At 68.2% G+C, this 24,250-nt stretch carries 24 protein-coding genes and 1 tRNA gene; 14 read left to right on the forward strand and 11 right to left on the reverse strand.

Going from position 1 to position 24,250, the window contains the following annotated elements:
* Window position 1: 1 nt before the first annotated feature.
* Genes AC0J5J_RS11340 through ccsB form a run of 3 tightly spaced genes read left to right on the forward strand, consistent with a single transcriptional unit; the run spans window position 2 to window position 3,425 of the window.
* Entirely contained in the window at window positions 2-763 is a 762-nt protein-coding gene (locus tag AC0J5J_RS11340) for a cytochrome c biogenesis CcdA family protein (protein ID WP_474898048.1), read from the forward strand.
* Complete coding sequence (gene resB / locus AC0J5J_RS11345) at window positions 747-2,411, forward strand: cytochrome c biogenesis protein ResB (protein ID WP_134424063.1); 1,665 nt, start codon at window positions 747-749, stop codon at window positions 2,409-2,411. Before AC0J5J_RS11340 ends, resB begins: the two co-directional genes overlap by 17 nt.
* A 51-nt stretch (window positions 2,412-2,462) precedes the next feature.
* Complete coding sequence (ccsB, locus tag AC0J5J_RS11350) at window positions 2,463-3,425, forward strand: c-type cytochrome biogenesis protein CcsB (RefSeq protein WP_134424071.1); 963 nt, start codon at window positions 2,463-2,465, stop codon at window positions 3,423-3,425.
* Between the two features lie 102 nt (window positions 3,426-3,527).
* Here ccsB and AC0J5J_RS11355 read toward each other — a convergent pair whose 3' ends face one another.
* The 5 genes from AC0J5J_RS11355 to AC0J5J_RS11375 form a co-directional block, all read right to left on the reverse strand.
* Window positions 3,528-4,508 carry an o-succinylbenzoate synthase gene (locus AC0J5J_RS11355; protein ID WP_134424660.1) on the reverse strand — a complete coding sequence of 327 codons (981 nt, stop codon included), beginning with the start codon at window positions 4,506-4,508 and terminating at the stop codon, window positions 3,528-3,530.
* A 100-nt stretch (window positions 4,509-4,608) separates the two neighbouring features.
* Window positions 4,609-4,872: a hypothetical protein gene (locus AC0J5J_RS11360; protein ID WP_474898049.1), complete on the reverse strand. Its 264-nt coding sequence runs from the start codon at window positions 4,870-4,872 to the stop codon at window positions 4,609-4,611.
* Window positions 4,869-5,198, reverse strand: a complete 330-nt coding sequence (locus tag AC0J5J_RS11365) for a DUF7882 family protein (RefSeq protein WP_134424662.1) — start codon at window positions 5,196-5,198, stop codon at window positions 4,869-4,871. The genes AC0J5J_RS11360 and AC0J5J_RS11365 overlap by 4 nt, the downstream gene beginning before the upstream one ends.
* Before the next feature lie 123 nt (window positions 5,199-5,321).
* Window positions 5,322-6,272 carry a sigma-70 family RNA polymerase sigma factor gene (locus AC0J5J_RS11370; RefSeq protein WP_474898051.1) on the reverse strand — a complete coding sequence of 317 codons (951 nt, stop codon included), beginning with the start codon at window positions 6,270-6,272 and terminating at the stop codon, window positions 5,322-5,324.
* The gene (locus AC0J5J_RS11375; protein ID WP_474898053.1) at window positions 6,269-6,595 is read right to left on the reverse strand and encodes a hypothetical protein; all 327 of its coding nucleotides are present in this window, start codon (window positions 6,593-6,595) and stop codon (window positions 6,269-6,271) included. The genes AC0J5J_RS11370 and AC0J5J_RS11375 overlap by 4 nt, the downstream gene beginning before the upstream one ends.
* Window positions 6,596-6,762: 167 nt before the next feature.
* Between AC0J5J_RS11375 and AC0J5J_RS11380 the strand changes: the two genes are divergently transcribed.
* The 3 genes from AC0J5J_RS11380 to AC0J5J_RS11390 all read left to right on the forward strand — a co-directional run bounded on the left by AC0J5J_RS11380 (window position 6,763) and on the right by AC0J5J_RS11390 (window position 9,893).
* Window positions 6,763-7,674, forward strand: coding sequence for a 1,4-dihydroxy-2-naphthoyl-CoA synthase (locus tag AC0J5J_RS11380; protein ID WP_474898055.1), 912 nt, complete (start codon window positions 6,763-6,765; stop codon window positions 7,672-7,674).
* 6 nt (window positions 7,675-7,680) lie between these two features.
* Window positions 7,681-8,847, forward strand: coding sequence for an AMP-binding protein (locus AC0J5J_RS11385; RefSeq protein ID WP_474898057.1), 1,167 nt, complete (start codon window positions 7,681-7,683; stop codon window positions 8,845-8,847).
* 65 nt (window positions 8,848-8,912) lie between these two features.
* Complete coding sequence (locus AC0J5J_RS11390; protein WP_474898059.1) at window positions 8,913-9,893, forward strand: 1,4-dihydroxy-2-naphthoate polyprenyltransferase; 981 nt, start codon at window positions 8,913-8,915, stop codon at window positions 9,891-9,893.
* Here AC0J5J_RS11390 and AC0J5J_RS11395 read toward each other — a convergent pair.
* Window positions 9,867-10,178 carry a DUF4229 domain-containing protein gene (locus AC0J5J_RS11395; RefSeq protein WP_474898060.1) on the reverse strand — a complete coding sequence of 104 codons (312 nt, stop codon included), beginning with the start codon at window positions 10,176-10,178 and terminating at the stop codon, window positions 9,867-9,869. The two genes, AC0J5J_RS11390 and AC0J5J_RS11395, sit on opposite strands and share 27 nt — an antisense overlap.
* A 70-nt stretch (window positions 10,179-10,248) precedes the next feature.
* On the opposite strand from AC0J5J_RS11395, the gene AC0J5J_RS11400 reads away from it, so the two are divergent.
* Genes AC0J5J_RS11400 through AC0J5J_RS11410 form a run of 3 tightly spaced genes read left to right on the forward strand, consistent with a single transcriptional unit; the run spans window position 10,249 to window position 13,335 of the window.
* Window positions 10,249-10,722 carry a PLD nuclease N-terminal domain-containing protein gene (locus tag AC0J5J_RS11400; RefSeq protein ID WP_134424670.1) on the forward strand — a complete coding sequence of 158 codons (474 nt, stop codon included), beginning with the start codon at window positions 10,249-10,251 and terminating at the stop codon, window positions 10,720-10,722.
* Window positions 10,715-12,451: a 2-succinyl-5-enolpyruvyl-6-hydroxy-3-cyclohexene-1-carboxylic-acid synthase gene (gene menD / locus AC0J5J_RS11405; protein WP_474898062.1), complete on the forward strand. Its 1,737-nt coding sequence runs from the start codon at window positions 10,715-10,717 to the stop codon at window positions 12,449-12,451. The genes AC0J5J_RS11400 and menD overlap by 8 nt, the downstream gene beginning before the upstream one ends.
* Before the next feature lie 17 nt (window positions 12,452-12,468).
* Window positions 12,469-13,335 carry a PPK2 family polyphosphate kinase gene (locus tag AC0J5J_RS11410; RefSeq protein ID WP_474898064.1) on the forward strand — a complete coding sequence of 289 codons (867 nt, stop codon included), beginning with the start codon at window positions 12,469-12,471 and terminating at the stop codon, window positions 13,333-13,335.
* Between the two features lie 116 nt (window positions 13,336-13,451).
* Here AC0J5J_RS11410 and AC0J5J_RS11415 read toward each other — a convergent pair whose 3' ends face one another.
* The gene (locus tag AC0J5J_RS11415) at window positions 13,452-14,690 is read right to left on the reverse strand and encodes an isochorismate synthase (protein ID WP_474898066.1); all 1,239 of its coding nucleotides are present in this window, start codon (window positions 14,688-14,690) and stop codon (window positions 13,452-13,454) included.
* Window positions 14,691-14,749: 59 nt separating this feature from the next.
* Here AC0J5J_RS11415 and ubiE point away from each other — a divergent pair, with 59 nt between their 5' ends.
* From ubiE to AC0J5J_RS11430, 3 genes are read left to right on the forward strand one after another with little or no spacing between them, the layout of a single operon-like run.
* Window positions 14,750-15,475, forward strand: coding sequence for a bifunctional demethylmenaquinone methyltransferase/2-methoxy-6-polyprenyl-1,4-benzoquinol methylase UbiE (gene ubiE, locus AC0J5J_RS11420; protein ID WP_134424674.1), 726 nt, complete (start codon window positions 14,750-14,752; stop codon window positions 15,473-15,475).
* A 32-nt stretch (window positions 15,476-15,507) separates the two neighbouring features.
* Window positions 15,508-16,578 carry a polyprenyl synthetase family protein gene (locus AC0J5J_RS11425; RefSeq protein WP_420898538.1) on the forward strand — a complete coding sequence of 357 codons (1,071 nt, stop codon included), beginning with the start codon at window positions 15,508-15,510 and terminating at the stop codon, window positions 16,576-16,578.
* Between the two features lie 10 nt (window positions 16,579-16,588).
* Complete coding sequence (locus tag AC0J5J_RS11430) at window positions 16,589-17,974, forward strand: FAD-dependent oxidoreductase (protein ID WP_474898068.1); 1,386 nt, start codon at window positions 16,589-16,591, stop codon at window positions 17,972-17,974.
* Between the two features lie 104 nt (window positions 17,975-18,078).
* On the opposite strand, the gene AC0J5J_RS11435 is transcribed toward AC0J5J_RS11430, so the two are convergent.
* Together AC0J5J_RS11435 and AC0J5J_RS11440 are read right to left on the reverse strand one after the other, a co-directional pair.
* Window positions 18,079-18,567, reverse strand: a complete 489-nt coding sequence (locus AC0J5J_RS11435) for a YajQ family cyclic di-GMP-binding protein (RefSeq protein WP_134363544.1) — start codon at window positions 18,565-18,567, stop codon at window positions 18,079-18,081.
* A gap of 26 nt (window positions 18,568-18,593) precedes the next feature.
* Complete coding sequence (locus AC0J5J_RS11440; RefSeq protein ID WP_134424676.1) at window positions 18,594-19,610, reverse strand: LacI family DNA-binding transcriptional regulator; 1,017 nt, start codon at window positions 19,608-19,610, stop codon at window positions 18,594-18,596.
* Between the two features lie 155 nt (window positions 19,611-19,765).
* On the opposite strand from AC0J5J_RS11440, the gene AC0J5J_RS11445 reads away from it, so the two are divergent.
* Together AC0J5J_RS11445 and AC0J5J_RS11450 are read left to right on the forward strand one after the other, a co-directional pair.
* Window positions 19,766-19,847, forward strand: a tRNA-Tyr gene (locus AC0J5J_RS11445).
* A gap of 426 nt (window positions 19,848-20,273) precedes the next feature.
* On the forward strand, window positions 20,274-21,464 hold the full coding sequence (locus tag AC0J5J_RS11450) for a M23 family metallopeptidase (RefSeq protein WP_474898070.1): 1,191 nt from the start codon (window positions 20,274-20,276) through the stop codon (window positions 21,462-21,464).
* A 35-nt stretch (window positions 21,465-21,499) separates the two neighbouring features.
* Here AC0J5J_RS11450 and AC0J5J_RS11455 read toward each other — a convergent pair whose 3' ends face one another.
* Both AC0J5J_RS11455 and AC0J5J_RS11460 read right to left on the reverse strand, forming a co-directional pair.
* Window positions 21,500-22,351 carry a GTP pyrophosphokinase gene (locus tag AC0J5J_RS11455; protein ID WP_338145423.1) on the reverse strand — a complete coding sequence of 284 codons (852 nt, stop codon included), beginning with the start codon at window positions 22,349-22,351 and terminating at the stop codon, window positions 21,500-21,502.
* 192 nt (window positions 22,352-22,543) lie between these two features.
* Complete coding sequence (locus AC0J5J_RS11460; RefSeq protein WP_474898072.1) at window positions 22,544-24,214, reverse strand: glycoside hydrolase family 13 protein; 1,671 nt, start codon at window positions 24,212-24,214, stop codon at window positions 22,544-22,546.
* Between the last annotated feature and the right edge of the window lie 36 nt (window positions 24,215-24,250).

Below are 24,250 nucleotides of genomic sequence, written 5' to 3' on the forward strand. Positions count from 1 at the left end.
CGTGGACAACCCGTTCGGCGAGATCGTCTTCAGCGGCCAGCTCTTTCTGGCCATTCCCATCGCCGTGCTGGCCGGGCTGGTCTCGTTCGCCTCGCCCTGCATCCTGCCGCTCGTGCCGGGCTATTTGGCCTATATCGGCGGCTTCACCGACGGCAGTTCGACCGCCGCCCGCGGTGACCGCCGGGGCCGTAACCGCCTGCTGCTCGGGGTCGCACTGTTCATCCTCGGCTTCACCCTCGTCTTCGTGCTCACCGGTGTGATCTTCGGGGTGGCCGGGTTCTGGCTGAACCAGTACCGCGACGCGATCACCCGCATTGCCGGCATCCTGGTGATCCTGCTCGGCCTGGTCTTCGTCGGCCAGTTCGGGTTCGCGCAGCGCACGGTCAAAACAGGCTGGAAACCGAGGATGGGACTGGCCGGCGCCCCCGTGCTCGGCGCCGTCTTCGCGGTCGGCTGGACGCCGTGCACCGGCCCGACGCTCACCGCCATCAACTCGCTCAGCCTGACCACGGGTTCGCCCTGGCAGGGCGGACTCCTGGCGCTGTTCTACGCGCTCGGGCTCGGCATCCCGTTCCTTCTGATCGCGCTCGGCCTAAGCTGGGCGACCGGTGCCGTTTCCTTCCTGAAACGGCATGTCCGGGCCATCAACCTGTTCGGCGGCCTCCTTCTCGTGCTCATCGGCGTGCTCATGGTGAGCGGCGTGTGGAATGCCTGGCTCCTCGACCTGCAAGGAACGATCGGAAGTTATGTCCCGGCCATCTGACCACTACGACGCTCCTGCCTCCGCGGGGATCGTCCAGCCCCGCCTCGGCCTCGTCGGCTGGCTGCGGTGGTTCTGGCGCCAGCTGACGAATATGCGCACGGCGCTGTTCCTGCTGCTGCTGCTCGCGATCGCCGCCGTGCCGGGTTCCCTGGTGCCCCAGCGCAGCTCCGACCCGAACGGGGTCACCCAGTACTTCGCGGACAACCCCGACCTGGCCCCCATTCTCGACCAGATCCAGGCCTTCGACGTCTACTCCTCGGCGTGGTTCTCGGCCATCTACCTGCTGCTGTTCATCTCGCTGATCGGCTGCGTCATCCCGCGCACCAAGCACCACTACCTGGCGCTACGGGCCCAGCCGCCGCGAACGCCCGCACGGTTGTCGCGCCTGGCCGGCTTCACGACGCGCACGGCTCCGTCCGGCACGGATGCCCAGGCAGCCGTCGAGTCCGCCCGCCGGCTTCTGAAGACCAGCGGCTACCGCGCGGCGGTCTTCGAGAATCGCGGGGAGATCTCGGTCTCGGCCGAACGCGGGTACCTGCGTGAAACCGGAAACCTGGTCTTCCACTTCGCCCTGGTCGGAATCCTGATCACGGTCGGGTTCGGCGGCGGGTTCGGTTTCAGCGGGCAACGCGTTCTCGTTGAGGGTCAGACGTTCGTGAACACCCTGCTGGCCTACGACTCGTTCAACCCGGGCCGGTTCTTCAATGACACAAGCTTGAAGCCGTACACCCTCACCCTCGACGACTTCGACGTCACCTACGAGGAGAAGAACCTCAAGGCCTACGGCCAGCCGATCGACTTCACCGCGGACGTCACCATCACCCCGCGGGGTGAGGCCGCAGAGGCCAGCCAGGTGAAGGTGAACGGACCGGCCCGCACCAGCGGCACCGACGTCTACCTGCTCGGCAACGGCTACGCCCCGACCATCACCGTGAAGGATCCGAACGGGGTGGTCGTCTTCACCGACTCCATTCCGTTCCTGCCCCAGGACGCCAACCTCACCTCCCTGGGGGTGGTCAAGGTTCCCGACGGACTGGCCGAGCAGCTCGGCATGATCGGCTTCTTCTACCCGACGCAGGCCACCATGGAGTCGGGGGCGTACTCCTCCTCGTACCCTGACCTGGAATACCCGTTGCTGACCCTCAACGTCTACTCGGGAGACCTCGGGCTTGACGCGGGGGTGCCCACCTCGGTTTACTCACTCGACATCGACCAGATGGAGCAGCTCACTGGCGGCAAGACCGGGGTGGAGTCCATTGAACTCAAGCCCGGCGAGTCCAGCGAGCTGCCGAACGGCCTCGGCACCGTCACCTTCGACGACGCCGCTCCGGGGGCGCAGAACGGGGACTTCTCCGGTTCGGTGCTCCGGTTCGCCTCGTTCGACATCCATCACGACCCCACCCAGCTCTGGGTGCTGTCCTTCGCCGTGCTGGCCCTGCTCGGTCTGCTGACGTCACTGTTCGTACCCCGCCGGCGGGTCTGGATGAAGGCCGTGCCCCAGACCGACGGCTCGCTGCGCCTCGAATACGCGGGGCTGGCCCGAGGCGAGGACCCGGCGCTGGAATCCGCCGTCGGCGACGTTGCCGACCGGCACACCGACCTGCTGTTATCCTCCCAATCGGCCACCCCGGCATCCGAACAGAAATAGGCTGAAACCGTGAATCTCAACGAGCTCTCGATCCTGAGCCTCTACTCGGCCATGGCCGTGTACGCGCTGGCCTTCATCGCCTTCTCCTTCGACCTGGCCAGGCGGTCGGCGGCCGTCGGGTCCGCCGAGGCGGCAGACGAGACGCAACGCCAGGCGGCGACGGCTCGCACGGATGCCGCGGGTGCGTCAGGCGGCACCACCACCCTCACGCGGATCAGCGCTCGGATCGCGAATGACGCGGCAATGCCCTACGGCCGGTCGCCCAGCCTGCGGGTGGGGGTCTCGCTCACCGTGCTCGCCTTCCTGATCCACCTGATGGCGACCGTTCTCCGCGGCGTGGCCGCCGAACGCGTGCCGTGGGCCAACATGTACGAGTTCGCGATGACGGGCACGCTGCTGATCGTGTCCGTGTTCCTGATCGTGCTCACCCGCGCCGACCTGCGCTTCCTCGGAACCTTCGTCACCGGGATGGTGCTGGTGCTCCTCGGGATCGCCGCGTTGCGCTTCTACGTCGAGGTTGCGCCCCTGCCGCCGGCGCTGCAGTCGGCCTGGCTGGTCATCCACGTCTTCGTCGCCACCCTCGGCACGGGTTTCTTCGCCCTCGGCTTCGCCCTGTCCACCGTGCAGCTCCTGCAGTTCCGGCACGAGTCGCGAGTCGCCTCCGCGAAGAGCGGGCGCCTGCGGTTCCTGGCCACACTTCCGTCGTCGGCCATGCTGGAGAACCTCGCCTACCGTGTCACCATCATCGGCTTCATCCTCTGGACCTTCACCCTGATGGCCGGATCGATCTGGGCCGAGCAGGCCTGGGGCCGGTACTGGGGCTGGGACACCAAGGAGGTCTGGACGTTCATCATCTGGACCATCTACGCCGGTTACATCCACGCCCGCGCGACCCGCGGCTGGCGCGGCTCACGGTCGGCGTGGCTGTCGATCATCGGCTTCGCCGCCGTCATGTTCAACTTCGGCATCGTGAACGTTTTCTTCAAGGGACTGCACGCCTACTCCGGCCTCTAGCCCCGGGCCCGCGCCCCTCACGAATTCGACGGTGATTTTGCCCAAGACAGGCCCAAACGGTCCCAAAAACCGCTTGTGGCCCAGAATCTCCGTCGAATTGGTTCAGTCGGTGAGCAGCGCGTAGACGCGGGTGAGGCGGGCGAGCCACCATTCGCGCCGGTCGTCCGGGGCTGCGTAGCGCTCCAGCAATCCCGGGTCGGGGGTCACCCGGCGCACCGGGATGCCGCCGTCGACCGGCAGGAGCGGTTCCGTGGTGACGTCGGCGGCGAGGAGTGAGGCCGTGCCGAGGCCGCAGTCGAAGTCGAGTTCGGGGATCGCGGCGGCCAGGTGCGCGCCCATCGAGATGCCCACCGAAGTGTCCAGGGCGCTGGAGACGACGGCCGGGAGGCCCGCCTGGCCGATCAGCTTTAGGGCCGCGTGGATCCCGCCGAGTGGCGCGGCCTTGATCACGAGGATGTCCGCGGAGCCCGTGCGGGCCACCAGCAGCGGGTCTTCCGCTCGGCGCACGCTCTCGTCCGCGGCCACGCCGACGTCGAGGTAGGCGGTGCGCCGACGGATCTCGGCGAGCTCCTCGATGGTGGCGCAGGGCTGCTCCACGTACTCGAGGTCGAACTCGTTCAGGGCATGGATGGCGTGCTCCGCCTCATCCACGTTCCACAGGCCGTTCGCATCGACACGGATACGCCCCTCGGGTCCGAGCACGCGGCGCACCATGCGCACGCGGGCCACGTCGTCGGCGAGGGTCTGGCCGGGATCGGCGACCTTCACCTTGGCGGTCCGGCAGCCGGGGAACCGGGCGAGCACGCCGGGGACCTCCTCGGCGGTGACCGCCGGCACGGTGGCGTTCACCGGAATGCGCTCCCGGAGCAGTGCGGGGGTTTCTTCCCAGCCGAAATCGATGGCCGCCCGCAGCCAAGCTGTTGCCTCGGCGTCGTCGTATTCGGCGAACGGGGAGAACTCCGCCCAGCCGTGCGGTCCTTCGAGGAGCATCGCCTCCCGGGTGTCGATCCCGCGGAACCGCGTCACCAGCGGCAACGCGACGACGCGGGCAGATCCGAGCAACTCTGGCAGTGTTGGCAGCATGTTCCCAGTGTGCCAGCCGAGGGCCCGCCCGGGTGACGCAGAGGGCGTGTGGACACACGGGGTGCAGGAGACTCGGGGATCAATCGGCCCGGGTTGTCAGTCAGAGCACGTCCTGGTTGAACGCCCCGTCCACCTCGAGGTCGATGTCCGTGCCGTTGTTCGGCTTGACATTGAGAATGGCGAAGGGGATGCCCGGCACGATCAGCAGGTAGGCGTCTTCGAAGCGCCCGCCGCCGCTGTTCACCCGGAGCCAGTAGGGCTTGCCGGACTCCAGCGCCGTCTCGACCTCGGTCTGAACCGATTCGAGGGAGCGCCCGCCGAGCGAGTACTGCGCGCCGCCGTAGACAATGTCGACACGTTTCACGATTCGTCCTTCACCACTACTGTCGCGGGTCGATGGGGTTCGGGCACGAGCTGAAGGCCCCCGGAGGAATTGGCGGACAACATCAGCGCTTCGATCCACTCGCGGTTGAGGCTGGGGGAGCGGCCACCGAAATACTTGTAGGACAGGGGAATCGCGGGATGCAGCCAGATCGTGCTGCGGCCGTCACCACCCTGGGGGTCGTCTCGCCACGTGAAATAGAAACATTCACCTCGGCGCAGCTTCGCGCCGATGACGACCTGGATGTGGGCGAGCACCCGGTCATCGAAATCCGCGGTCAGCGTGGAGTTGTACGTGAGCTTTCCCATTTGACCCCCGTTGACAAAGTTACAACTTACGTTAGCGTGAACGGATGCCCGTGGCTATGCTCCAATTCTGGGCTCAGCCGGGACATCCGGTTGTAAACGTCATCGGGGGGTGCCGCCGGGGGGTCAGTCACGGAGATACCGCTCGAGGCGGGGGACGTGAAGCATGGCCAGAGCGCGCTTCTCGATCTGGCGCACGCGCTCCCGGGTCACGCCCTGCACGAGGGCGATCTGGTCCAGCGTCTGAGGTGCGCCTCCGTCGAGGCCGAACCGGGCCGTCAGGATCGACCGTTCCCGGGGCGGCAGCGCCTCGAGGTAGTAGCTGATGTCCGCGGCGCGGAGCGTCACCGTCGCATACTCGTCGGGCTGGGGCAGGTCGTCGTCGATGATCAGCTCGGAGATGTCGCCGAGACCGTCGCCGACCGGGGAGTGCAACGAGATGGGCTCGTTGTCGTACTGCAGCAACCGTGCCACGTCCCGGGCCTGGATCTGGGAGGCCTCGGACAGCTCCGCCATGGTGGGTTCGCGGTCGAGGGTGCTGGTGAGGTCGCGGCGGATGCGCTTGATCTTGTTGAGTTTCTCCGCGGTGTGCACGGGGATGCGGATCATGCGGGATTTGTCGGCCATGCCGCGGTGGATGGCCTGGCGGATCCACCAGGTGGCGTAGGTGGAGAATTTGTAGCCGGTCATGAAGTCGTATTTCTCGACGGCGCGGACGAGGCCGATGTTGCCGTCCTGCACGAGGTCCATGATGGGCATGCCGCGGCCGGAGTAGTGCTTGGCGATGCTCACCACCAGCCGCAGATTCGCCTCGATGAAGTGGTTCTTCGCGCGGCGGCCGTCGTGGGCGAGCCAGGCCAGCTCCCGGGCGAGCGACGGGTCGTCGACTCCGTGGGCGAGCTTGTCGGCGGCGAACAACCCCACCTCGATGCGCTGGGCGAGGGTCACCTCCTCGACGGCGGAGAGCAGAGGGCCCTTGCCGATCTGGCGGAGGTAGTCGCCGAAGGCATCCGTCGACGCGCTGTACCGGGCAGGTGCGGTGAAGGGAGGTCGGCTCTGTTGCGTGGCGGTGCTCATCGCAGGACCCCTTCGCCGGGTGTCGGACGCAGGGCGAGGCTCGCCGTGGCTCGGTCGAATGACGAAAAATAGGACCGTTCCCGGGGCCGGCCGAAGTTCGTCACCTCGAAGGCGTCGTCCACACGCTGGATGAATCCGACGAGAGCGGCCGGGTCGCCGTCGGCGATCCTGCGGTCGCTGACACGCCATTCCGTGGGGGAGAGCTCGTTGACGCCGATGTCGCCGATGTCTCTGATGTCTCTGGTGTCTCTGATGTCTGTGGGCTGAGGATTGGTGCTTCGCGCGTCATCGTTGAGCGCCTGTCGGGTGCCGTTGCGGGCCATCACTACCTCCGAGTCTTTCTCAGAAAATAAGTACACATGCTGAAATCGAGGCCCTCAAGGGGGTTGACTTCACCCCCGAAAAGGGGCACAAAGCCTGTCGAGATGCTCCGTCTCGAGGGTTCGCCGGGCCGACGGGGGCCGTGGCTGGCCCGCGTAGGCTGGAGAGCATGATCGAACAGGTTTCCGAAATCTTCGACCCGACCCAGTGGCAGGAGGTCGCGGGCTTCGAGCGCCTCAGTGACATGACCTACCACCACGACGTGACCGGGAGGATCGCCCGGGTGGCGTTCAACCGGCCCGAGGTGCGCAACGCTTTCCGCCCGCATACCGTCGACGAGTTGTACGCGATCCTGGAGGACGCCCGCGTCAATCCGCGCATCGGCGTGGTGCTCCTGACCGGCAACGGCCCGAGTCCGAAGGACGGCGGCTGGGCGTTCTGCTCGGGCGGTGACCAGCGCATCCGCGGCCGGGACGGCTACAAATACGCGGACGGCGAGACGGCATCCGGCATTGACAAGGCCCGCGGCGGTCGGCTGCACATCCTCGAGGTGCAGCGGCTGATCCGGTTCATGCCCAAGGTCGTCATCGCGGTCATCCCCGGCTGGGCGGCGGGCGGCGGACACTCCCTTCATGTGGTCTGCGACCTCAGCATCGCCAGCGCCGAGCACGGCAAGTTCAAGCAGACGGATGCCGACGTCGGCTCGTTCGACGCCGGCTACGGCAGCGCTTATTTCGCCCGCCAGGTAGGGCAGAAGACCGCGCGGGAGGTGTTCTTCCTCGCTCGCGAGTACTCCGCCCAGCGCGCCCTCGAGATGGGGGCGGTCAACGCCGTCGTGCCGCACGCCGAACTCGAGGTGGAGGCCCTGGACTGGGCCCGAACGATCCTGACCAAGTCACCCACCGCCATCCGGATGCTGAAATTCGCCTTCAACGCCGTGGACGACGGCCTGGTCGGCCAGCAGGTGTTCGCCGGCGAGGCCACCCGGCTGGCCTACGGCACCGACGAGGCGGTCGAGGGCCGTGACGCCTTCCTGGAGAAGCGCGACCCCGACTGGGGTCCCTACGACTGGCAGTTCTAGGCGACCATGACCCGCCGTCTCACGGTGGTGCCGGTCGGCGACCCGCTCGCCCTGCTGAGCCCGCTGCGCCTGGCTCTGGCCAACACGGCGGACGCGGTTCTGCCCGTTCCCGGCCGCGGCGAGTCGGCGCCCCTGGCCGGGTCGGCCCGCGTGCCGAGGCAGGTGGCCGTGGTGATTGAGACGTCAGGGTCGACGGGTGCGCCCAAGCGCGTGATGCTGAGCACCGACGCCCTGCTGAGCAGCGCGGCCGCGTCCAGCGTCTTCCTCGGCGGGGCCGGCCAGTGGCTGCTGGCCCTGCCCGTGCATTACATCGCCGGGGTGCAGGTTCTGGTGCGCTCGATCGCGGCCGGCACCACTCCGGTGGTGCTGCCGGGCGGGCACTTCGACCCGGTCGGGTTCGCCGCCGGGGCCGAGCGTCTCACCGAGCCGCTGCGGTTCACCGCCCTGGTGCCGGTTCAGCTGGCCCGGCTGGTCGCGGCCGCCGCCGACGACCGGCGGGTGCTGGCCGTGCTGCGGCGCTTCCAGGGCATCCTGGTCGGCGGGCAGGCGCTCCCGGCCGAGCTGGCCGAGCGGGCCCTCGCCCTCCACCTGCGGGTCGTGGCCACGTACGGCGCCTCGGAGACCGCCGGCGGCTGCGTCTACAACGGGACCCCGATCGGCAACACCGAGGTGCGTACGGTCGACGGACAGCTCGAGATCGCGGGCTCCGTTCTCGCCGAGGGCTACCTGGGTGACCCCGTGCACAGCGCCGAGCGTTTCCTCTCCGTGCACGGGGAGCGCTGGTACCGCACCGGCGACCTGGGCGAAGTGGATGCCGCGACGGGCCGCGTGAGCGTGCTCGGCCGAGCCGACAACGTGATCATCTCCGGCGGTGAGAAGGTGTCGCTCGACGCGGTCGAGCGAGTCGTGCGGTCGCTGCCGGGACTCGATGAGGCGGTCGTGCTGGGCCGGCCCGACCCGCAGTGGGGTCAGGTGCCGGTGCTGGTCCTGCCGCGTGCGGCATCCGGAGCCGACGACACCGCGGTGACCCTCGGCCGGATCGGGGAAGCCGTGGCCTCCGCCCTGGGCAAGGCCGCCCGGCCCGCACGGCTCGTGCGGGTGGCGGAGATCCCGCAGCTGTCCGCGGGCAAACCCGACCGCCGGGCGCTGACCCGGATGCTCGCCGATCTCTGACTCCCGGCACGTACTATGAAGTCGTGGCACACGGAGCGCGGCCGGTCAGGCCCTCACAACAGCGATTGAACCCCTCGGCAACGACGAACCCGGCGAACCGGATCGGGAAATCGGGCAACCCGGCGCTGCGGAACGCCCCCGCCGGCAGCCGCTCGGTGCAGTCCGGGCCGGCCACGGCCGGCGACTGGGTGTCCGGCGCTCGATTGCGCACGCTGCCGCTGGCGATCGCCCCGGTGGCACTCGGCACGGGGGCGGCGATCGTGGCCAGCGGGCCCGGCGTCTTCCACCCGGTGCGGGCTCTTCTGGCGCTGATCGTGGCCCTGTGCCTGCAGATCGGCGTGAACTACGCCAATGACTACTCTGACGGTATCCGCGGCACCGATGCGAACCGGATCGGACCGGCCCGGCTGACCGGCAGCGGCGCTGCCCGGCCCCGCGCGGTGCTCACCGTCGCGCTGGCATTCTTCGCCCTCGCCGCCCTCGCCGGCCTCACCCTGGTCATCCTGACCGGACAGTGGTGGCTCCTGCTGGTGGGCGCGGTCGCCATCGTCGCGGCCTGGTTCTACACCGGGGGTCGCAAGCCTTACGGGTACTTCGGTCTCGGCGAGGTGTTCGTCTTCGTGTTCTTCGGCCTTGTCGCCACGACCGGAACCACCTACGTGCAGGTGGGGACCGTGAACACCGAAAGCTGGCTGAGCGGCGTGGGCATCGGCCTGATCGCCATGGCCGTGCTGATGGTCAACAACCTGCGCGACCTGGCGCCGGACCGGGCATCCGGCAAGCGCACCCTCGCGGTACTGATCGGCGGCACGGCGTCGCGTGTGGTCTTCTGCCTGTTCCTGCTGCTGGCGTTCCTGATCGCCGCCTTCTTCGCACTCTTCTACCCGCTGGCCTGGCTCACGTTCTTCGTACTGCTGTTGGCGGTGCCGGCCGGGCTGATCACGGTGACGGCGAAGACCTCGGCGGAGCTGGTGCTGGCCCTCAAATTGACCAGCTTCTCGGCCCTTGCCTACGGGCTGTTACTGGCTCTCGCGTTCGCGCTGTAGTTCGGTTTCGGTCGCACGCTCCGCGGCCCGGTCCAGGGCGGCATCCTCGGACGCGGCGTCGGGGTGCACCGACTCCTTCTCGGGGTGGCGGGCCTGGTAGAGGCCCAGTGCGACCTCCTCGCGCGGCTTGCGCAGCAGGATGAAGGACAAAGACGCCCCGATCAGAGCGGCCGCGATCGTCGCGATCCACCACTCGATCCGGAGTGCGAGCATGGCGGCGAGGGGGACGGCGAAGAGGAGCACACGGAGGACCGAATAGGACACCCAGGCGGGAACAGCTTTCATGGGTTCAGTTTAGATCGCCGGCCTGTGAATCACTCACCGATCTCACGGCTGGGAGCCATACACTGTCGTTATGGTCCGCCTGTGGTTCGCTCTTGGAGTCGTCGTCGTCGTCCTCACCGTCTATACGTTGGTGGACTGCGCGCTTCTGCACCGATCCCGGGTGCGCGGGCTTCCGCGATGGGTGTGGATCTTCGTGATCGTGCTGATCCCCGTGATCGGGCCGGTGCTGTGGCTGGTGATCGGCCGCGGCCGCGCCAACACGGGGAAGGTCATGCGCTCGTCCGCCCCGGACGACGACATCGAATTCCTCAAGGGTCTGGACCGCGCCAAGTCCGACCAGGAACGACTCCGGGCCCTCGAGCAGGAGCTCGCCGATCTGGATGATCCCGATCCGCGCGAACATGGCTCCGGCCAGACCGGGACCAGCGGTCAGACCGGGACCACCGGTCAGGCCGGAAAGAGCGGCCAGGCGGGCCCGTCCGGGTTCGAGCCGAAGAAATCCGAGCCGGGCGAGGGCGACCTTCCCGGCCGGCGGGATGCCTGACATCGGCGCCAGCGGCAGCCCGGCAACAGACTTCAGCGTCTCTCTCCTGGGTGAATTCGTGCGCCTCGGCGTGCGCGACATTGTTCTGAGCCCGGGTGCCCGGTCGCAGGCCCTCGCCCTGGCCGCCGCAGAACTCGAACGGATCGGGCTGATCCGACTGCACGTGCGCCTCGACGAGCGTGGCGCGGGGTTCCTGGCACTCGGGCTCGCCGTCGAATCCGGCCGACCTGCGCTGGTCGTCTGCACGTCCGGCACGGCCGTGGCGAACCTCCACCCCGCCGTTCTCGAGGCGCATCACTCCGGGGTGCCCATGATCCTGCTGACGGCCGACCGGCCGAGCGAGCTGCGCGGCATCCGCTCGAACCAGACCACCCTGCAGCCCGGCCTGTTCGGCGTGGCGACCCGCCTGTGCGTCGATGTGCCCGCACCGGAGGGTGCGGACTCCGAGCACGCCGCCGCCATCTCCCTGGCTCGCCAGGCGACGGATGCCGCGACCGGCGTGCGCTCGCTCGATCCCGGCCCGGTGCAGCTGAACCTTGCCTTCCGGGAGCCGTTGTCGGCACCGGTGACCCTGAACCCTGAACTGATCTCCGGCCCGGCCGGAGTCGCCGAATCGGCCGCTGTGCTCGCCGAGCCCACCGTGACCACCGACCGCGCCGAACCGGTATTCCTTGTCACGGGCGGCCCGCGCACCGTGGTCATCGCGGGAACCGGCGCCGGCCCCGAGGCCGAGGAATTCGCGCGCGCCGGCGGCTGGCCCCTGCTGGCAGAGGTGTGCAGCGGCGCCCGGTTCGGCCCGAACCTCGTGTCGGCCTACCGTGAACTGCTGCTGGCCTCCGATCTGGGCGGCCGGGTCGAACGCGCCGTCGTGTTCGGCCATCCGACGCTCAGCCGTGAGGTTCCGGCCATGATCATGCGCGAGGGGGTGGAAACCATCGTGGTGGCACCCACCGGAGGCGAATGGTTCAACCCCGGACACCGGGTTCGCGTCTTCGCTCGCGCCGCCGCCCCGGACGCCACAGCCGTCGAAGCGGCCGGCACCCCGGACGGACGCGAATGGCTGGGACGCTGGGTGATGTCCAGCCGTCACCTGCTGGCCGCGGGGGCCGCCCGGGAATCGATCCCGATGAGCGATCGCGGGATCACCCGCGAGGAACTCGCCGCCATGCGCGCGCCGGTCACCCGGCCCATGCTCGCTGACGCCGTCTGGCGCGCGTCCTGGCCGCACGACCGGCTCGTCTTCGGCGCCTCTCGACTGATCCGGGTGGCAGACCGCCGCGTTCCGGGCAAGAAGATCTCCGTGCACTCCAACCGCGGCCTGGCGGGCATCGACGGCACCGTGGCCACGGCCGTCGGCATCGCCCTGGCCAGCCAGACCGGTCCGACGCCGCAGTCCACCGGCATCACCCGGCTGGTCGTGGGCGACCTCACCCTGCTGCACGACGTCGGTTCGCTCCTGCTGACACCGGGGGAGGCCCTCCCACGTCTGCAGATCATCGTCGGCAACGACGGCGGCGGTACCATTTTCGACGGCCTCGAAGTGGCGGCATCCGCTCGCGCCGAGGCCATCAACCGGGTGCTCTTCACCCCGCAACGCGCCGACCTGGCCAACCTTGCCGCGGCCTACGGTTGGTCCTACGGTGTGGCTGCCAGCCGGAGCGATCTGGAGCGGGCCCTGACCTCGCCCCACGCCGGGCCGAGCATTCTCGAGGTTCCTCTGGTTCGATAGGCACGGAAAGGCGCATCATGGCTGCACGCAGTGAGCAGGAGTTCTGGGCGGGGGAACCGCGAGCGCTGCTGCGGGTGGGGCCCGGGTTCCGCCTCGCGGACGTGGATCCCGGTTCCACGCCGGGTTTCGACGGGGTGGAGAAGGACAACGCCGACGAGGCCCTCGCCAGCGGGGTGGGCGTGCTGTCGGATCTGCAGGAGAGGCTCTTCGCCAACAGCCGGTCCGGCGACCCGCGCAGAGTGCTCCTCGTGCTGCAGGCCATGGACACGGCCGGCAAAGGCGGCATCGTGCGCCACGTCGTCGGTGCCGTCGACCCCCACGGCATCCGTCTGTATGCATTCAAGGCGCCCACCGAGGAGGAACGGTCCCATGACTTTCTCTGGCGGGTGCGGAAACGTCTGCCTGACGCCGGACTGATCGGCGTCTTCGACCGGTCGCACTACGAGGACGTGCTGGTCGGCCGCGTGCGGGCGCTGGCCCCGGAGGCGGAGATCGAGGATCGGTACGGGCGGATCCAACGGTTCGAACAGGAACTCGTCGACGCCGACACCACCATCGTCAAGGTCATGCTGCACATCGGCTCCGACGACCAGAAGGAACGCCTGGCCGAGCGGCTGGAACGACCCGACAAGCACTGGAAGTACAACCCCGGCGATATCGACGAACGGATGCAGTGGCCTGCCTACCAGCAGGCCTACCAGATCGCCCTCGAGCGCACGTCGACCGACGCTGCTCCCTGGTTCGTGGTGCCGGCCGAGAAGAAGTGGTACGCCCGCCTGGCCGTGCAGCACCTGCTGATCGACGCCCTGCAACGCCTGGACCTGTCCTGGCCGCCGGCGACCTTCGACGTCGAGGCCGAGAAGGCCCGCCTCGCCGCGACCTGAGTGCGTCCGTTCCGGTCGAGAGTGACCGGCGCAACGGGCACTCTCGACCGGAACGGGGACTCTCGCGGGAGTCGGATGCGCGGGAGTCGGATGCGGCGGGGGCGGAAGGCCGGGGCTTAGCCGAAGGCTTCCACCACGGGGCGGAACTTCATGCGGGTTTCGGCGAGTTCACGTTCGGGCTCGGAGTCCAGCACAATTCCACAGCCGGCGTAGGCCGTGACGTCGCCGGCCGGGCTGACCTGGGCGCAGCGCAGGGCGATGGCCCACTCGCCGTCGCCGTCGGCGCCGACCCAGCCCACCGGGCCCGCGTAGCGGCCCCGGTCGAAGGGCTCCAGTTCGCGGATCAGGGCCAGGGCCGCCTCGGTGGGCGTGCCCGCGACCGCGGCCGTCGGGTGCATGGCGGCGATCAGGTCGAGGGAGTTCGATCCGTCGCTGAGGGTGCCTTCGACATCCGTCGCCAGGTGCCAGAGGTTCGGCAATTTCACGGTGAAGGGGATCTCGCTGGTGGTGAGGTGCGAGGTGTGCGGGCGCAGCGAAGCCAGCACACTCTGCACCGCGAAGGCGTGCTCGTCGCCGTCCTTGGTCGACGTGGCCAACTGGAGGGCAGCCTCCAGGTCGGCGGCGGCGTCCGCGCCGCGGGACATGGTGCCGGCCAGCACGCGGGCGTTGACCTCGCCATGGTCGGCGCGGATGAGTGTCTCCGGGCTGGAACCGACTAGACCGTCGACTGCGTAGGTCCAGCAATCGGGGTAACCCAGCGCCAACTCGCTGACGGCCCGGCGCAGGTCGGATTCGGCCGGCAGTCGGCCGACCAGGTCACGGGCCAGAACGACCTTGTTGAGGTCGCCGTCGGCGATGCGGGAGACCGCGTCGTCGACCGCATCGCGGTAGCCGTCGGGACGGAGGGCCCCCGGCAGCAGGGCGATACGGTACTCGGTGCCGAGCGGGCGCAGGGCGAGGGGGATCTCCGGTGGCGTGCCGCCGGTGGGCCAGATGCGGGTCACCCAGCACTGGCCGTTGTCGCGTCCGACGATGACCTGCGGAACGATCAGCACGCTGGTCTGGGCGGAGGAGGCATCGAAGGCGAAGGCTCCGAAGGCGAGCAGGCCGGTGCCCGTGCTTTCGATCGGGTCGGTCACGGTGGCGGCGGCGGCGACCTCGCGCCAGGCGGTGGCGGCATCCGTGAGCCGGGTCGCGCCGGTGAATTCGAGCCGCAACGCGGTACCGATGCCGGCCAGACCCTGGTTGCGACGCATCCAGAGCAGCGGTTCCCGGGTGTCCAGCAGGAGAATCAATTGGCGGATGTCGGCGATGGGGGTGGTTTCAACCGTTAGAGCCTGAGCATTCACCTGCATAGCCTATGCCAGCGGCTGTGGAGCGCCCCGCGCGTCCGTGGGCAATCTAGACTGATCGGGTGAGTAGAGCAGACCTTAATAAGCAGCCCGAGCAGGTCGCTGCCATGTTCGATCAGGTCTCCACCCATTACGACCGCACGAATGCGATGCTGTCGGTCGGAAACGCGGCTCTCTGGCGGATGGCTGCGACCCGCGCCGTGAACCCCGAACACGGCGAGCGCATCCTCGACATCGCCGCCGGAACGGGCACCTCCAGCGTCGCGCTGACCAAGACCGGCGCGCACGTCGTGGCCGCCGATTTCTCCGAGGGAATGATCGCCGTCGGACGAGAGCGTCACGCCGACAACCCGCAGGTCGAATTCGTTCAAGCCGACGCCACCGCGCTGCCCTTCGCCGACAACGAGTTCGACGCCGTGACCATCTCCTTCGGCCTGCGCAATGTGGTCGAGCCCAAGAAGGCCCTGGCCGAGTTCTACCGGGTCACCAAGCCCGGTGGGCGCGTCGTGATCTGCGAGTTCTCCACGCCGCCGTTCGCACCGATCCGGGTGAGCTACTTCGCCTACCTCAACCACGTGATGCCACTGGTCGTGAAGCTCGCGTCGTCCAACGCGGAGGCGTACGACTACCTGGGGGAGTCGATCGCGGCCTGGCCGAACCAGTCCACCCTCAGCGCCTGGCTGCGCGGAGCGGGCTTCGAGGCCGTCGCCTACCGCAACCTGTCCCTGGGCATCGTGGCACTGCATCGCGGCGTCAAGCCGGCGGATGCGGCCATCGCCCCGTCCTGAATCCTCCCAGATCCGATCGATAGGCTGACAGAGTGAAACCGAGCATGCCCCTGTTCCGTCGCGGTACGTCCGTGACGAGTCAGCTCGGTCTCAGCGATCGCATTTTCTCCACCGCTGAGGACCGTGGCCTCGCCGCCGGAATCGACGCCGGCATCGACCAGGTCGAGGCAAGCCTGCTCGCCGAGGTCACCTTCGCCGACGAGATCGCGAACGTCACCAGCCGTTACCTGCTCAAGGCCGGCGGCAAGCGCGTGCGTCCCATGCTGGCGCTGCTCACCGCGCACCTCGGCAGCGGCAACCACGCCGATGTCATCACCGCGGCCACCGCGATCGAGATCACCCACCTGGCCTCGCTCTACCACGACGACGTGATGGACGACTCGGACAAGCGCCGCGGCGTGCCGAGCGCCCAGACCGTGTGGGGCAACTCGGTGGCGATTCTGACCGGGGACCTGCTCTTCGCCCGCGCGAACCAGCTGATGGCCCGGCTGGGTGAACGGGCCATCCGTTTGCAGGCCGACACCTTCGAGCGTCTCGTGCTCGGTCAGCTGCACGAGACCGTCGGCGCGCAGCCCGGCCAGGACCCGGTGGATCACTACATCCAGGTGCTCGCCGATAAGACCGGCTCGCTGATCGCCGCGGCCGCCCAGGCCGGCATCATCTTTTCCGACGCGCCGCCCGAGTTCGAACAGCCGGTGATCGCGTTCGGCGAGAAGATCGGCGTGGCCTTCCAGCTCATCGACGACGTGCTCGACCTCTCGCCGCAGCCGGAGGAGACCGGCAAGGTCCCCGGCACCGACCTGCGCGCCGGAGTGGCCACCCTGCCTTTGCTGCGCCTGCGCGAGCGGGCCCCGCACGACGCGATCGCGGCCGCCCTGCTCGAACGCCTCGAGCGCGACGTGATGGCCAGCAATGGTGTCGCGACCCCGGAAGCCGACTCGGCGATCACCGCACTGCGCGAGCACGACGTGACAGCCCAGACCCTGGCCGAGGCGCACAGCTGGGCCCGGGAGGCGGTCGAGGCTCTGGTCGCGCTGCCGCACGGGTCGGTCAAGAAGGCGCTCACCCGTTTCGCCGACACGATCGTTGAGCGATCCAGTTAGAAAGGCTCCCATGACCAAGTTGCGATTGGCCATTGTCGGTGCGGGACCTGCGGGGATCTATGCCGCTGACATCCTGCTCAAGGCGGAACGGAACTTCGATGTCTCCATCGACCTGTTCGACCATCTGCCGGCACCGTACGGGCTCGTGCGCTACGGCGTCGCCCCGGACCACCCCCGGATCAAGGGCATCATCACGGCCCTGCGCGATGTGCTCGACCGCGGCGACATCCGGGTGTTCGGCAACGTCCTGTTCGGCCGGGACGTGACCCTCGATGATCTGAAGAAGCACTACAACGCCGTCATCTTCGCGACCGGGGCCGTGCGCGACGCCGACCTGAACATCCCCGGTATCGATCTCGAGGGGTCCTACGGGGCAGCCCGGTTCGTCAGCTGGTTCGACGGCCACCCCGATTTTCCGCGTACCTGGCCGCTGGAGGCCCGGGAGGTCGCCGTGATCGGCAACGGCAACGTGGCCCTGGATGTCTCGCGCATCCTGGCCAAACACGCCGACGACCTGCTCAGCACCGAGATCCCGGCGAACGTCTACGCGGGCCTCAAGGCCTCGGCGGTGACGGATGTGCACGTATTCGGCCGTCGCGGGCCCACCTCGGTCAAGTTCACCCCGCTGGAACTGCGGGAGCTCGGTGACCTGCCCGATGTGGACATCGTCGTCTACGACGAGGACTTCGACTATGACGACGCCGCGCGGGACGCTGTGGCCAGCAACAAGCAGGTCTTCGTGATCGACAAGGTGCTGAACAAGTGGCGGGAGCGCCCGGCGGGCACGGCCAGCCGGCGTTTGCACCTGCACTTCTTCGCCAAGCCCCTCGAAATCGTCGACGACGGAACCGGCCGGGTCGGCGGCATCCGTTACGAACGCACCGCACCGGACGGCCAGGGCGGCGTTGTCGGCACCGGAGAGATCCGAGAACTGCCGATCCAGGCGGTCTACCGTGCGGTGGGCTATTTCGGTTCGCCGCTGCCGGGCGTGCCGTTCGACAAGAAGCGCGGCGTGATCCCGAACCGCGAGGGACAGGTGCTGTGGAAGGGCGACCCGACGTTCGGCTCGAAGGCGGCCAACACGCAGATGTACGGCGTCTACGCGACGGGCTGGATCAAGCGCGGACCGGTGGGACTGATCGGCCACACCAAGTCCGACGCCATGGAGACCGTGCGGCACCTGATCAATGACCTGGGCAACTGGTGGCGCCCCGAGTCACCGTCGGAGCAGAGCATCGTCGACCTGCTCGACGAGCGAGGGGTCGAGTACACGAACCTCGACGGCTGGCACAGGCTCGATCAGCACGAGCTCGCGCTCGGTGCTGCCGAGGGGCGTACCCGGATCAAGGTCGTGCCCCGCGACGAAATGGTGCAGGTCTCCCGCGCCGAAGGCTGAGCGTCGGCCGACGCTGAACCGACACGTTTGAGGGGTGCAGAGAGTGCCCAACCCCTCAAACGTGTCGGTTCACCGGCTGGAAACCCAGCCGGGCGGAAGGGTGACTAGCGGAAGTTGACGAACTGCAGGGCGACGTCGAGGTCCTTGCCCTTGAGCAGCGACATGGTGGCCTGCAGGTCGTCGCGGCTCTTCGAGCTGACCCGGAGCTCGTCGCCCTGAATCTGGCTCTTGACGCCCTTGGGGCCCTCGTCGCGGATGATCTTGTTGATCTTCTTTGCGTTCTCCTGGTCGATCCCGGCCTTCATCGAGGCTTCGATCCGGAATTCCTTGCCGGAGGCGAACGGGTCGCCGGCGTCGAGGCTGCGCAGGGAGATGCCGCGCTTGATCAGCTTCGACTCGAACACCTCGAGGATCGCCTTCACGCGCTCCTCGGAGTTGGCCTTCATGAGCACCTTCTCGCCGCTCATTTCGATCGAGGCACCCACGTTTTTGAAGTCGTAGCGTTGCGCGACCTCTTTGTGGGCCTGGTTGAGGGCGTTGTCGACCTCCATCGGGTCGACCTTGCTGACGATGTCGAACGTTGAGTCTGCCATGCCTGCAATGCTACCCAGTGGGCGGGCTATTCGCCGGGCCGGGCCGTGCTGGAACGCACCAGCAGCTCGAACGGCATAGGCGTATTGAGGTCGGTGAGCTGGTTCAGCCCAGGCCGCAACTGATCGAGCAGGATCTCGACGGCACTCTCGCCCTGCCCCCGCGGGAACTGCGCGATGGTGGTCAGCCCGAAGAAATCGGCCAGATCGTAGTCGTCGACGCCGACCACCGAGACGTCCCGCGGCACGACGAGCCCCAGGTCGCGTGCGGCGAGGATGGTGCCGATCGCCATCTCATCGGACGCCGCGAAGACGGCAGTCGGCCGGTTGTGCGGGCTGCCGAGGAGCTGCTTCGCGGCCTGGTAGCCGCCGCGCATGGTGAAGTCGGCGGCCATGAACAGGGCCGGATCGGGAGCGATCCCGGCCGCCTCGAGAGCGCGTTCGTAGCCGACCCTCCGGTTCGTGGGCAGGTGGAAGTCCAGGTCGAGGTCCTTGTTGCCGCCGAGGTGCGCGATGCGGGTGTGGCCGAGGGCGAGGAGATGCTCGGTGGCGTGTTGGGCGATGGCGACGTCATCAACCGTGAGCGTGCGCACGCCCGAGATGGGACCGCCGACGCCCACGAGCGGCTTCTTCAGGGCATGCAGCCGGGCCACCTCGTCTTCCGTGAGTTCCAGTGAAATGGCGATGACGGCATCCACTCGCTGCCGCAGCAGGAAATGCTCGAACACGCTGCGCCGCTCGGCCCCGCCGCCGGTGAGGCTGTAGAGGGTGAGGTCATAACCATTGCGGAGAAGAGCCCGCTGGGCACCTTCGACGACGCTGGAGAAGAACCAGCGATCGAGGAACGGGACGACGACACCAATGTTCTTCATGCGGCCCGAGGCAAGACTGGAGGCCGTCGAGGAAACGACGTAGCCGAGCTCCCCGGCCGACGCCTCGACCTTCAGCCGGGTGGCCGGCGACACATGGCCGTTGCCGCTCAGCGCGCGCGATACCGTGGCCGTGGAAACCCCTGCGTGGCGTGCGACCTCATCGATGCCGACCATTGAGTTCCTTCTAAGTATTAATAATGAGCCCTCTTCGATCATATCCACCGGCCGATACGCGCCGGACGTGCGCCGATTTCTCACTGGGGCCCAAAACCTTGTATTCTGTCTGAGCGTCTCCGGTCACGTGTTCTGCATATGGTCGGGTGCGTATTGGCAAGTTACCCAAGTGGCCAAAGGGATCTGACTGTAAATCAGCCGTCTTAGACTTCGGGGGTTCGAATCCCTCACTTGCCACTGTGAATTGCAGCGTCGAATTCGTCGCAGGCTGCCGGGCGCTACCGCTGTCAGCGGGGCGCCCGCGGAAATCGGGTGTCCCCTCCCCATCGGCGCCCTCCCGAACGTCGTTTTTTTCGACAGTTTCCCGGGCTGGGTTCTCGAACGTCCGCGGACGGTCACCCGCGGCGGCGGATGGCCCTGAACCACTGGTATCCGTGGGTCGAACGCCCGCGGAACGGGCCTCTCGGCAACGGGGGCGGGTGCCCCTTTTTCGGGTGTCATTCGGGGCCCGGGTGCGCAATCCGGTGCTGCGAGACGGTAACGTGTAGTGATTCGTTACTTTGGCTGTGGCCAAGATGACCGTTCGTCACCCTGTCCGACGCGCCGAAAGAAACTATTCCCGTGCTCCCTCACTCCGCATCACCGGCTGCCTCGGCGCTGGGCGTGAGTGACCCTCTGGAACGTCCCCTGACACGTCGCGAATTGCGCGAGCGCGAGCGGATGGAGCTGTCGCCCCTGGAGCTCGCCGAGTCTGCGGACGCGAACGGTGCAGCGCCCGAGAGCGTGCCTGCGTCTGCGCTCGGGTCAGAGCCGGAGTCCGTGGCGCCGCTCACGCCGGCCGCCGAGCGTCTGATCGCTGCCGGCCTGCACGAGCCCGACCTGTACCTGCCGGCGCCGACAGCGCCGGACACGACCGATGCCGACCTCGAGCGGTCGCAGGCGGCTGTCTCCGCCGTCACGACGTCCACCGAGATCCCGTTCCCCACCCGGGCCCGCCGCCGCGCCGAGGAGTCGACCTCGAGCTCAGCACGCCCCCGTCGCGCTTCCGCCCGTGAGCGGCTGGCCCCCTCGGTCCGCCCGAAGGTCGCTGCCGCACCTCCGACCCGCCCCGGCACGAAAAGCGCTGCCCCGTCCGGCCGGATGCGCAAATTCGCCGCCACCAGCGTGACGATGGTCGCCATGGCCTTCGTCGCACTGATGGCCGTCGCAACGTCCCTGCCGGCCGAGGCGCTGCTGTCCTCCGCCGATGTGCAGGCCGCAGCCCAGGCTGCCCAGCAGAGCACGAAGAATGAACCGGCTCAGATTCTGGCCATGAACGGCGGCGCGGACACCATTTCCGTCGAACGTGACGGCTATGAGTCGAAGACCGTCGCCGAAGTCGCCGCGGCCAGCGGCATCCGGATGGAAGCCACTTTCACGAACAATCCCAACGGGACCATCCAGTGGCCCTTCTCGGTGGGCGTGCACATCGGTGACCAATTCGGCTTCCGCGACTGCGCGGGGTGCTCCTCGAACCACGGCGGCCAGGACTTCAACCCGGGCCTCGGCGCTCCCATCCAGTCGATCGCCGACGGTGTCGTGCGCTTCGCCGAAGACGGCGAGGGCAGCCTCGGCGTGCACATGATCATCGACCACATGATCGACGGCAAACTCGTCTCCAGTGTCTACGCACACATGATCCACGACACGATGCTCTTCAAGGCGGGTGACGTGGTCACGGTCGGCCAGGTGATCGGCAAGGTCGGCAATACCGGCATGTCCACCGGCCCGCACCTGCACTTCGAGATTCGTATCGGCGGCATGAGCGGCACGAAGGTCGATCCGCTCGTCTGGCTGTACGCCAACACGAACTAGGCCTCGAGCCGCGGGCCTGGCGCCCGGAGCCTGGACTAGCCGGTGGCGTCGGTCTCCGCTTCGCGGGCGGTGTCGTCCTCGGACTTCTCAGCCCGGGTGCGACCCATGGCCGCGAGGAGCCCGCCGGGCAGCGCCAGCTGCGACAGGCCGGCGATCTCGAGCAGGTCGTTCTCGCTGCTGCCGCCGGGTTCCATCGCGAGCACCTGATCGTGCAGGCCCTCCATTTTCAGGTCGAGCCGGTTGGCGACATCCGCTGCCTGTTTCAGGTCGGAGACCAGATGCACCGGAACCGCGCCGCGGTACTTGTAGTAGATCTTGTGCTCCAGGCTTGCCCAGAAGTCCATCGCGACGGTGCGGATCTGGATCTCGACCGTGACCTCATCGACCCGGTCGGACATGAAGACGGGGATGTCGACGATCAGGTGCAGGCTCTTGTAGCCGTTGGGCTTCGGGGCGGCGATGTAGTCCTTGATCTCGAGAACCGTGACATCGAGCTGGCTGGTGAGCATGTCGAGGATGCGATACGTGTCGGAGATGAAGCTGCACGTGATGCGGATGCCGGCGATGTCCTGGATCTGGTCCCGAATGTCGTCGAGGACCAGCGGGCACCCCTTGCGAACGGCCTTCCTGAGGATGCCCTCGGGTGACTTCAATCGCGACGCGACGTGCTCGATCGGGCTGTAGTCGTGGATGGAGGCGAACTCCTCCTTCAAGATGTTGATCTTCGTCATCATCTCGTCGGTCGCGAACTTGTATGCGAGCATGAACCGGGCCAGCTCGGTCTTGAGCTCGCGGAGGTCGGCGAGGTCTCGGTGCGATGGGGCTGCCGGGTCGGATTCGGTGCCGGACCCGGGTTCGGTCCCGCTGTCGATCCCCGTGCCGCTCACCGTAGCTCCTTCTGGGCGCACACCAGACGGGCGCCGCTCGCCTATTGTCCCATGAGGGGCTGCGGGGCCGCTGATCGGCAGAGCCCGTCCGCCCCCGTGCGCCGCCCCCGGCGCACGTTGCGGAAGCGGGCGCACGATAGAACGTGCGCCCGCTTCCGCAGGGTGCGCCCCAGCGAGGGTGCTCCGCTGCGATCAGGGCTGCGCGCGCAGCCAGATGGTGGTGTCGCCGGGCAGAGTGTTACCGGGCAGCGGGCCGCTGGCCAGGAGGAGCTCGCCGGTCGGCAGGGGCACGGATGCGCTGCCCGTGTTCGCGACGACCGTCACCGCGCCGTTGGTGAACGCCACGATCTCGTCAGCGTGGCCGTCCAGCCACTCCACCGAGCCGAGTCCGAGGGCGTGCTCCCGGCGCAGGCGCAGGGCCGACGTGTACAGCTCGAGGGTGGACCCGGCGACGCCGGCCTGCGCGTCGCGGGCGAGCCCCGCCCACTCGTCCGGCTGCGGGAGCCAGCTTGCCGCCGAGGGGCCGAAACCGTAGGAGGGGGCGGCGGCTTCCCAGGGGAGCGGCACGCGGCATCCGTCACGGCCGTAGCGTTCTCCGTTGGTGCGGAACCAGGTCGGGTCCTCGCGGGCGGAGTCGGGCAGGTGGATGACCTCGGGCAGGCCCAGTTCTTCGCCCTGGTAGAGGTAGCTGGAGCCCGGCAGCGCGAGCATCAGGGCCGAGGCGGCCCGGGCCCGGTGCAGGCCGATCACGGTGTCGGGGAGATCGGGCGTGTTCGGCCCGATGCCGTGGCCCTGCAGGTTCTCGTGGGTGAGCGCGAGGCGGGAGGCGTGGCGCACGACGTCGTGGTTGGAGAGCACCCAGGTGCTCGGGGCTCCGACCGCGCCGAACGCGGCGAGGGAGTCGTCGATGACGCGCCGGAGCGCGGGGCCGTTCCAGGGGGTCTCGAGGTAGGCGAAGTTGAAGGCCTGGTGCATCTCGTCGGGGCGCACCCATTCGGCCACATGGCTGAGCGGGTCGACCCAGGCCTCGGCCGCGAGGATGCGGTCGCCCGGGTACTCGTCGAGGATGAGGCGCCAGTCCCGGTAGATCTCGTGCACGCCGTCCTGGGCCCAGTACGGCGCGGCCGGGGCGGCTCCCGGGATGCTGCCGAGGTCGAGCACCGTGGCGCCGCCCATGCTGCCACCCTCGACGGGCGTGTAGTCGGGGAGGCCGGCCTCCTTGATCATGCCGTGGGCGACATCAACCCGGAAGCCGTCGGCGCCGCGGTCGAGCCAGAAACGCAGCACGTCGCGGAACTGCTCGCGTACCCAGGGGTTGTCCCAGTCGAAGTCGGGCTGGGTGGTGTCGAAGAGGTGCAGGTACCACTGGCCGGGCGTGCCGTCGGGGTTCTGGATGCGGGTCCAGGCTCTGCCGCCGAAGACGGAGTCCCAGTTGTTGGGGGGCAGCTCGCCGTTTTCGCCCGACCCGTCGCGGAAGATGTAGTGCGCGCGCTCGTCGCTGCCCTCCGGCGACGCGAGGGCCGCCTGGAACCAGGGGTGGTCGCTCGACGAGTGGTTCGGGACGAGGTCGACGATGACGCGGATGCCCAGGTCGTGCGCGGTGCGCTGCAGGATGTCGAAGTCGGCGAGAGTGCCGAACCGCGGGTCGACGTCGCAGTAGTCGGCCACGTCATAGCCGGCGTCGTGCTGCGGCGAGGTGTAGAACGGTGACAGCCAGATGGCGTCGATGCCGAGGCTCTGCAGGGCTGGCAGACGGCTCGTCACGCCGGCCAGGTCGCCCATGCCGTCGCCGTTGGCGTCCGCGAAGGATCGGGGATAAATCTGGTAGATAACGGCGGTGCGCCACCATTCTGTGCCTGTCATGGGAAAAACCTTACGGCATTCCTCACAGAATGTAAG

This window comes from Cryobacterium sp. TS_SC_7, assembly GCF_056156285.1.

Coding starts and splice junctions, on each gene's coding strand:
- resB (WP_134424063.1), top strand. CDS start 747: ATGTCCCGGCCATCTGACCACTACGACGCTCCTGCCTCCGCGGGGATC.
- ccsB (WP_134424071.1), top strand. CDS start 2,463: ATGGCCGTGTACGCGCTGGCCTTCATCGCCTTCTCCTTCGACCTGGCC.
- AC0J5J_RS11355 (WP_134424660.1), bottom strand. CDS start 4,508: ATGCTGCCAACACTGCCAGAGTTGCTCGGATCTGCCCGCGTCGTCGCG.
- AC0J5J_RS11365 (WP_134424662.1), bottom strand. CDS start 5,198: ATGGGAAAGCTCACGTACAACTCCACGCTGACCGCGGATTTCGATGAC.
- AC0J5J_RS11370 (WP_474898051.1), bottom strand. CDS start 6,272: ATGAGCACCGCCACGCAACAGAGCCGACCTCCCTTCACCGCACCTGCC.
- AC0J5J_RS11375 (WP_474898053.1), bottom strand. CDS start 6,595: ATGGCCCGCAACGGCACCCGACAGGCGCTCAACGATGACGCGCGAAGC.
- AC0J5J_RS11380 (WP_474898055.1), top strand. CDS start 6,763: ATGATCGAACAGGTTTCCGAAATCTTCGACCCGACCCAGTGGCAGGAG.
- AC0J5J_RS11385 (WP_474898057.1), top strand. CDS start 7,681: ATGACCCGCCGTCTCACGGTGGTGCCGGTCGGCGACCCGCTCGCCCTG.
- AC0J5J_RS11395 (WP_474898060.1), bottom strand. CDS start 10,178: ATGAAAGCTGTTCCCGCCTGGGTGTCCTATTCGGTCCTCCGTGTGCTC.
- AC0J5J_RS11400 (WP_134424670.1), top strand. CDS start 10,249: ATGGTCCGCCTGTGGTTCGCTCTTGGAGTCGTCGTCGTCGTCCTCACC.
- menD (WP_474898062.1), top strand. CDS start 10,715: ATGCCTGACATCGGCGCCAGCGGCAGCCCGGCAACAGACTTCAGCGTC.
- AC0J5J_RS11410 (WP_474898064.1), top strand. CDS start 12,469: ATGGCTGCACGCAGTGAGCAGGAGTTCTGGGCGGGGGAACCGCGAGCG.
- AC0J5J_RS11415 (WP_474898066.1), bottom strand. CDS start 14,690: ATGCAGGTGAATGCTCAGGCTCTAACGGTTGAAACCACCCCCATCGCC.
- AC0J5J_RS11430 (WP_474898068.1), top strand. CDS start 16,589: ATGACCAAGTTGCGATTGGCCATTGTCGGTGCGGGACCTGCGGGGATC.
- AC0J5J_RS11435 (WP_134363544.1), bottom strand. CDS start 18,567: ATGGCAGACTCAACGTTCGACATCGTCAGCAAGGTCGACCCGATGGAG.
- AC0J5J_RS11440 (WP_134424676.1), bottom strand. CDS start 19,610: ATGGTCGGCATCGATGAGGTCGCACGCCACGCAGGGGTTTCCACGGCC.
- AC0J5J_RS11460 (WP_474898072.1), bottom strand. CDS start 24,214: ATGACAGGCACAGAATGGTGGCGCACCGCCGTTATCTACCAGATTTAT.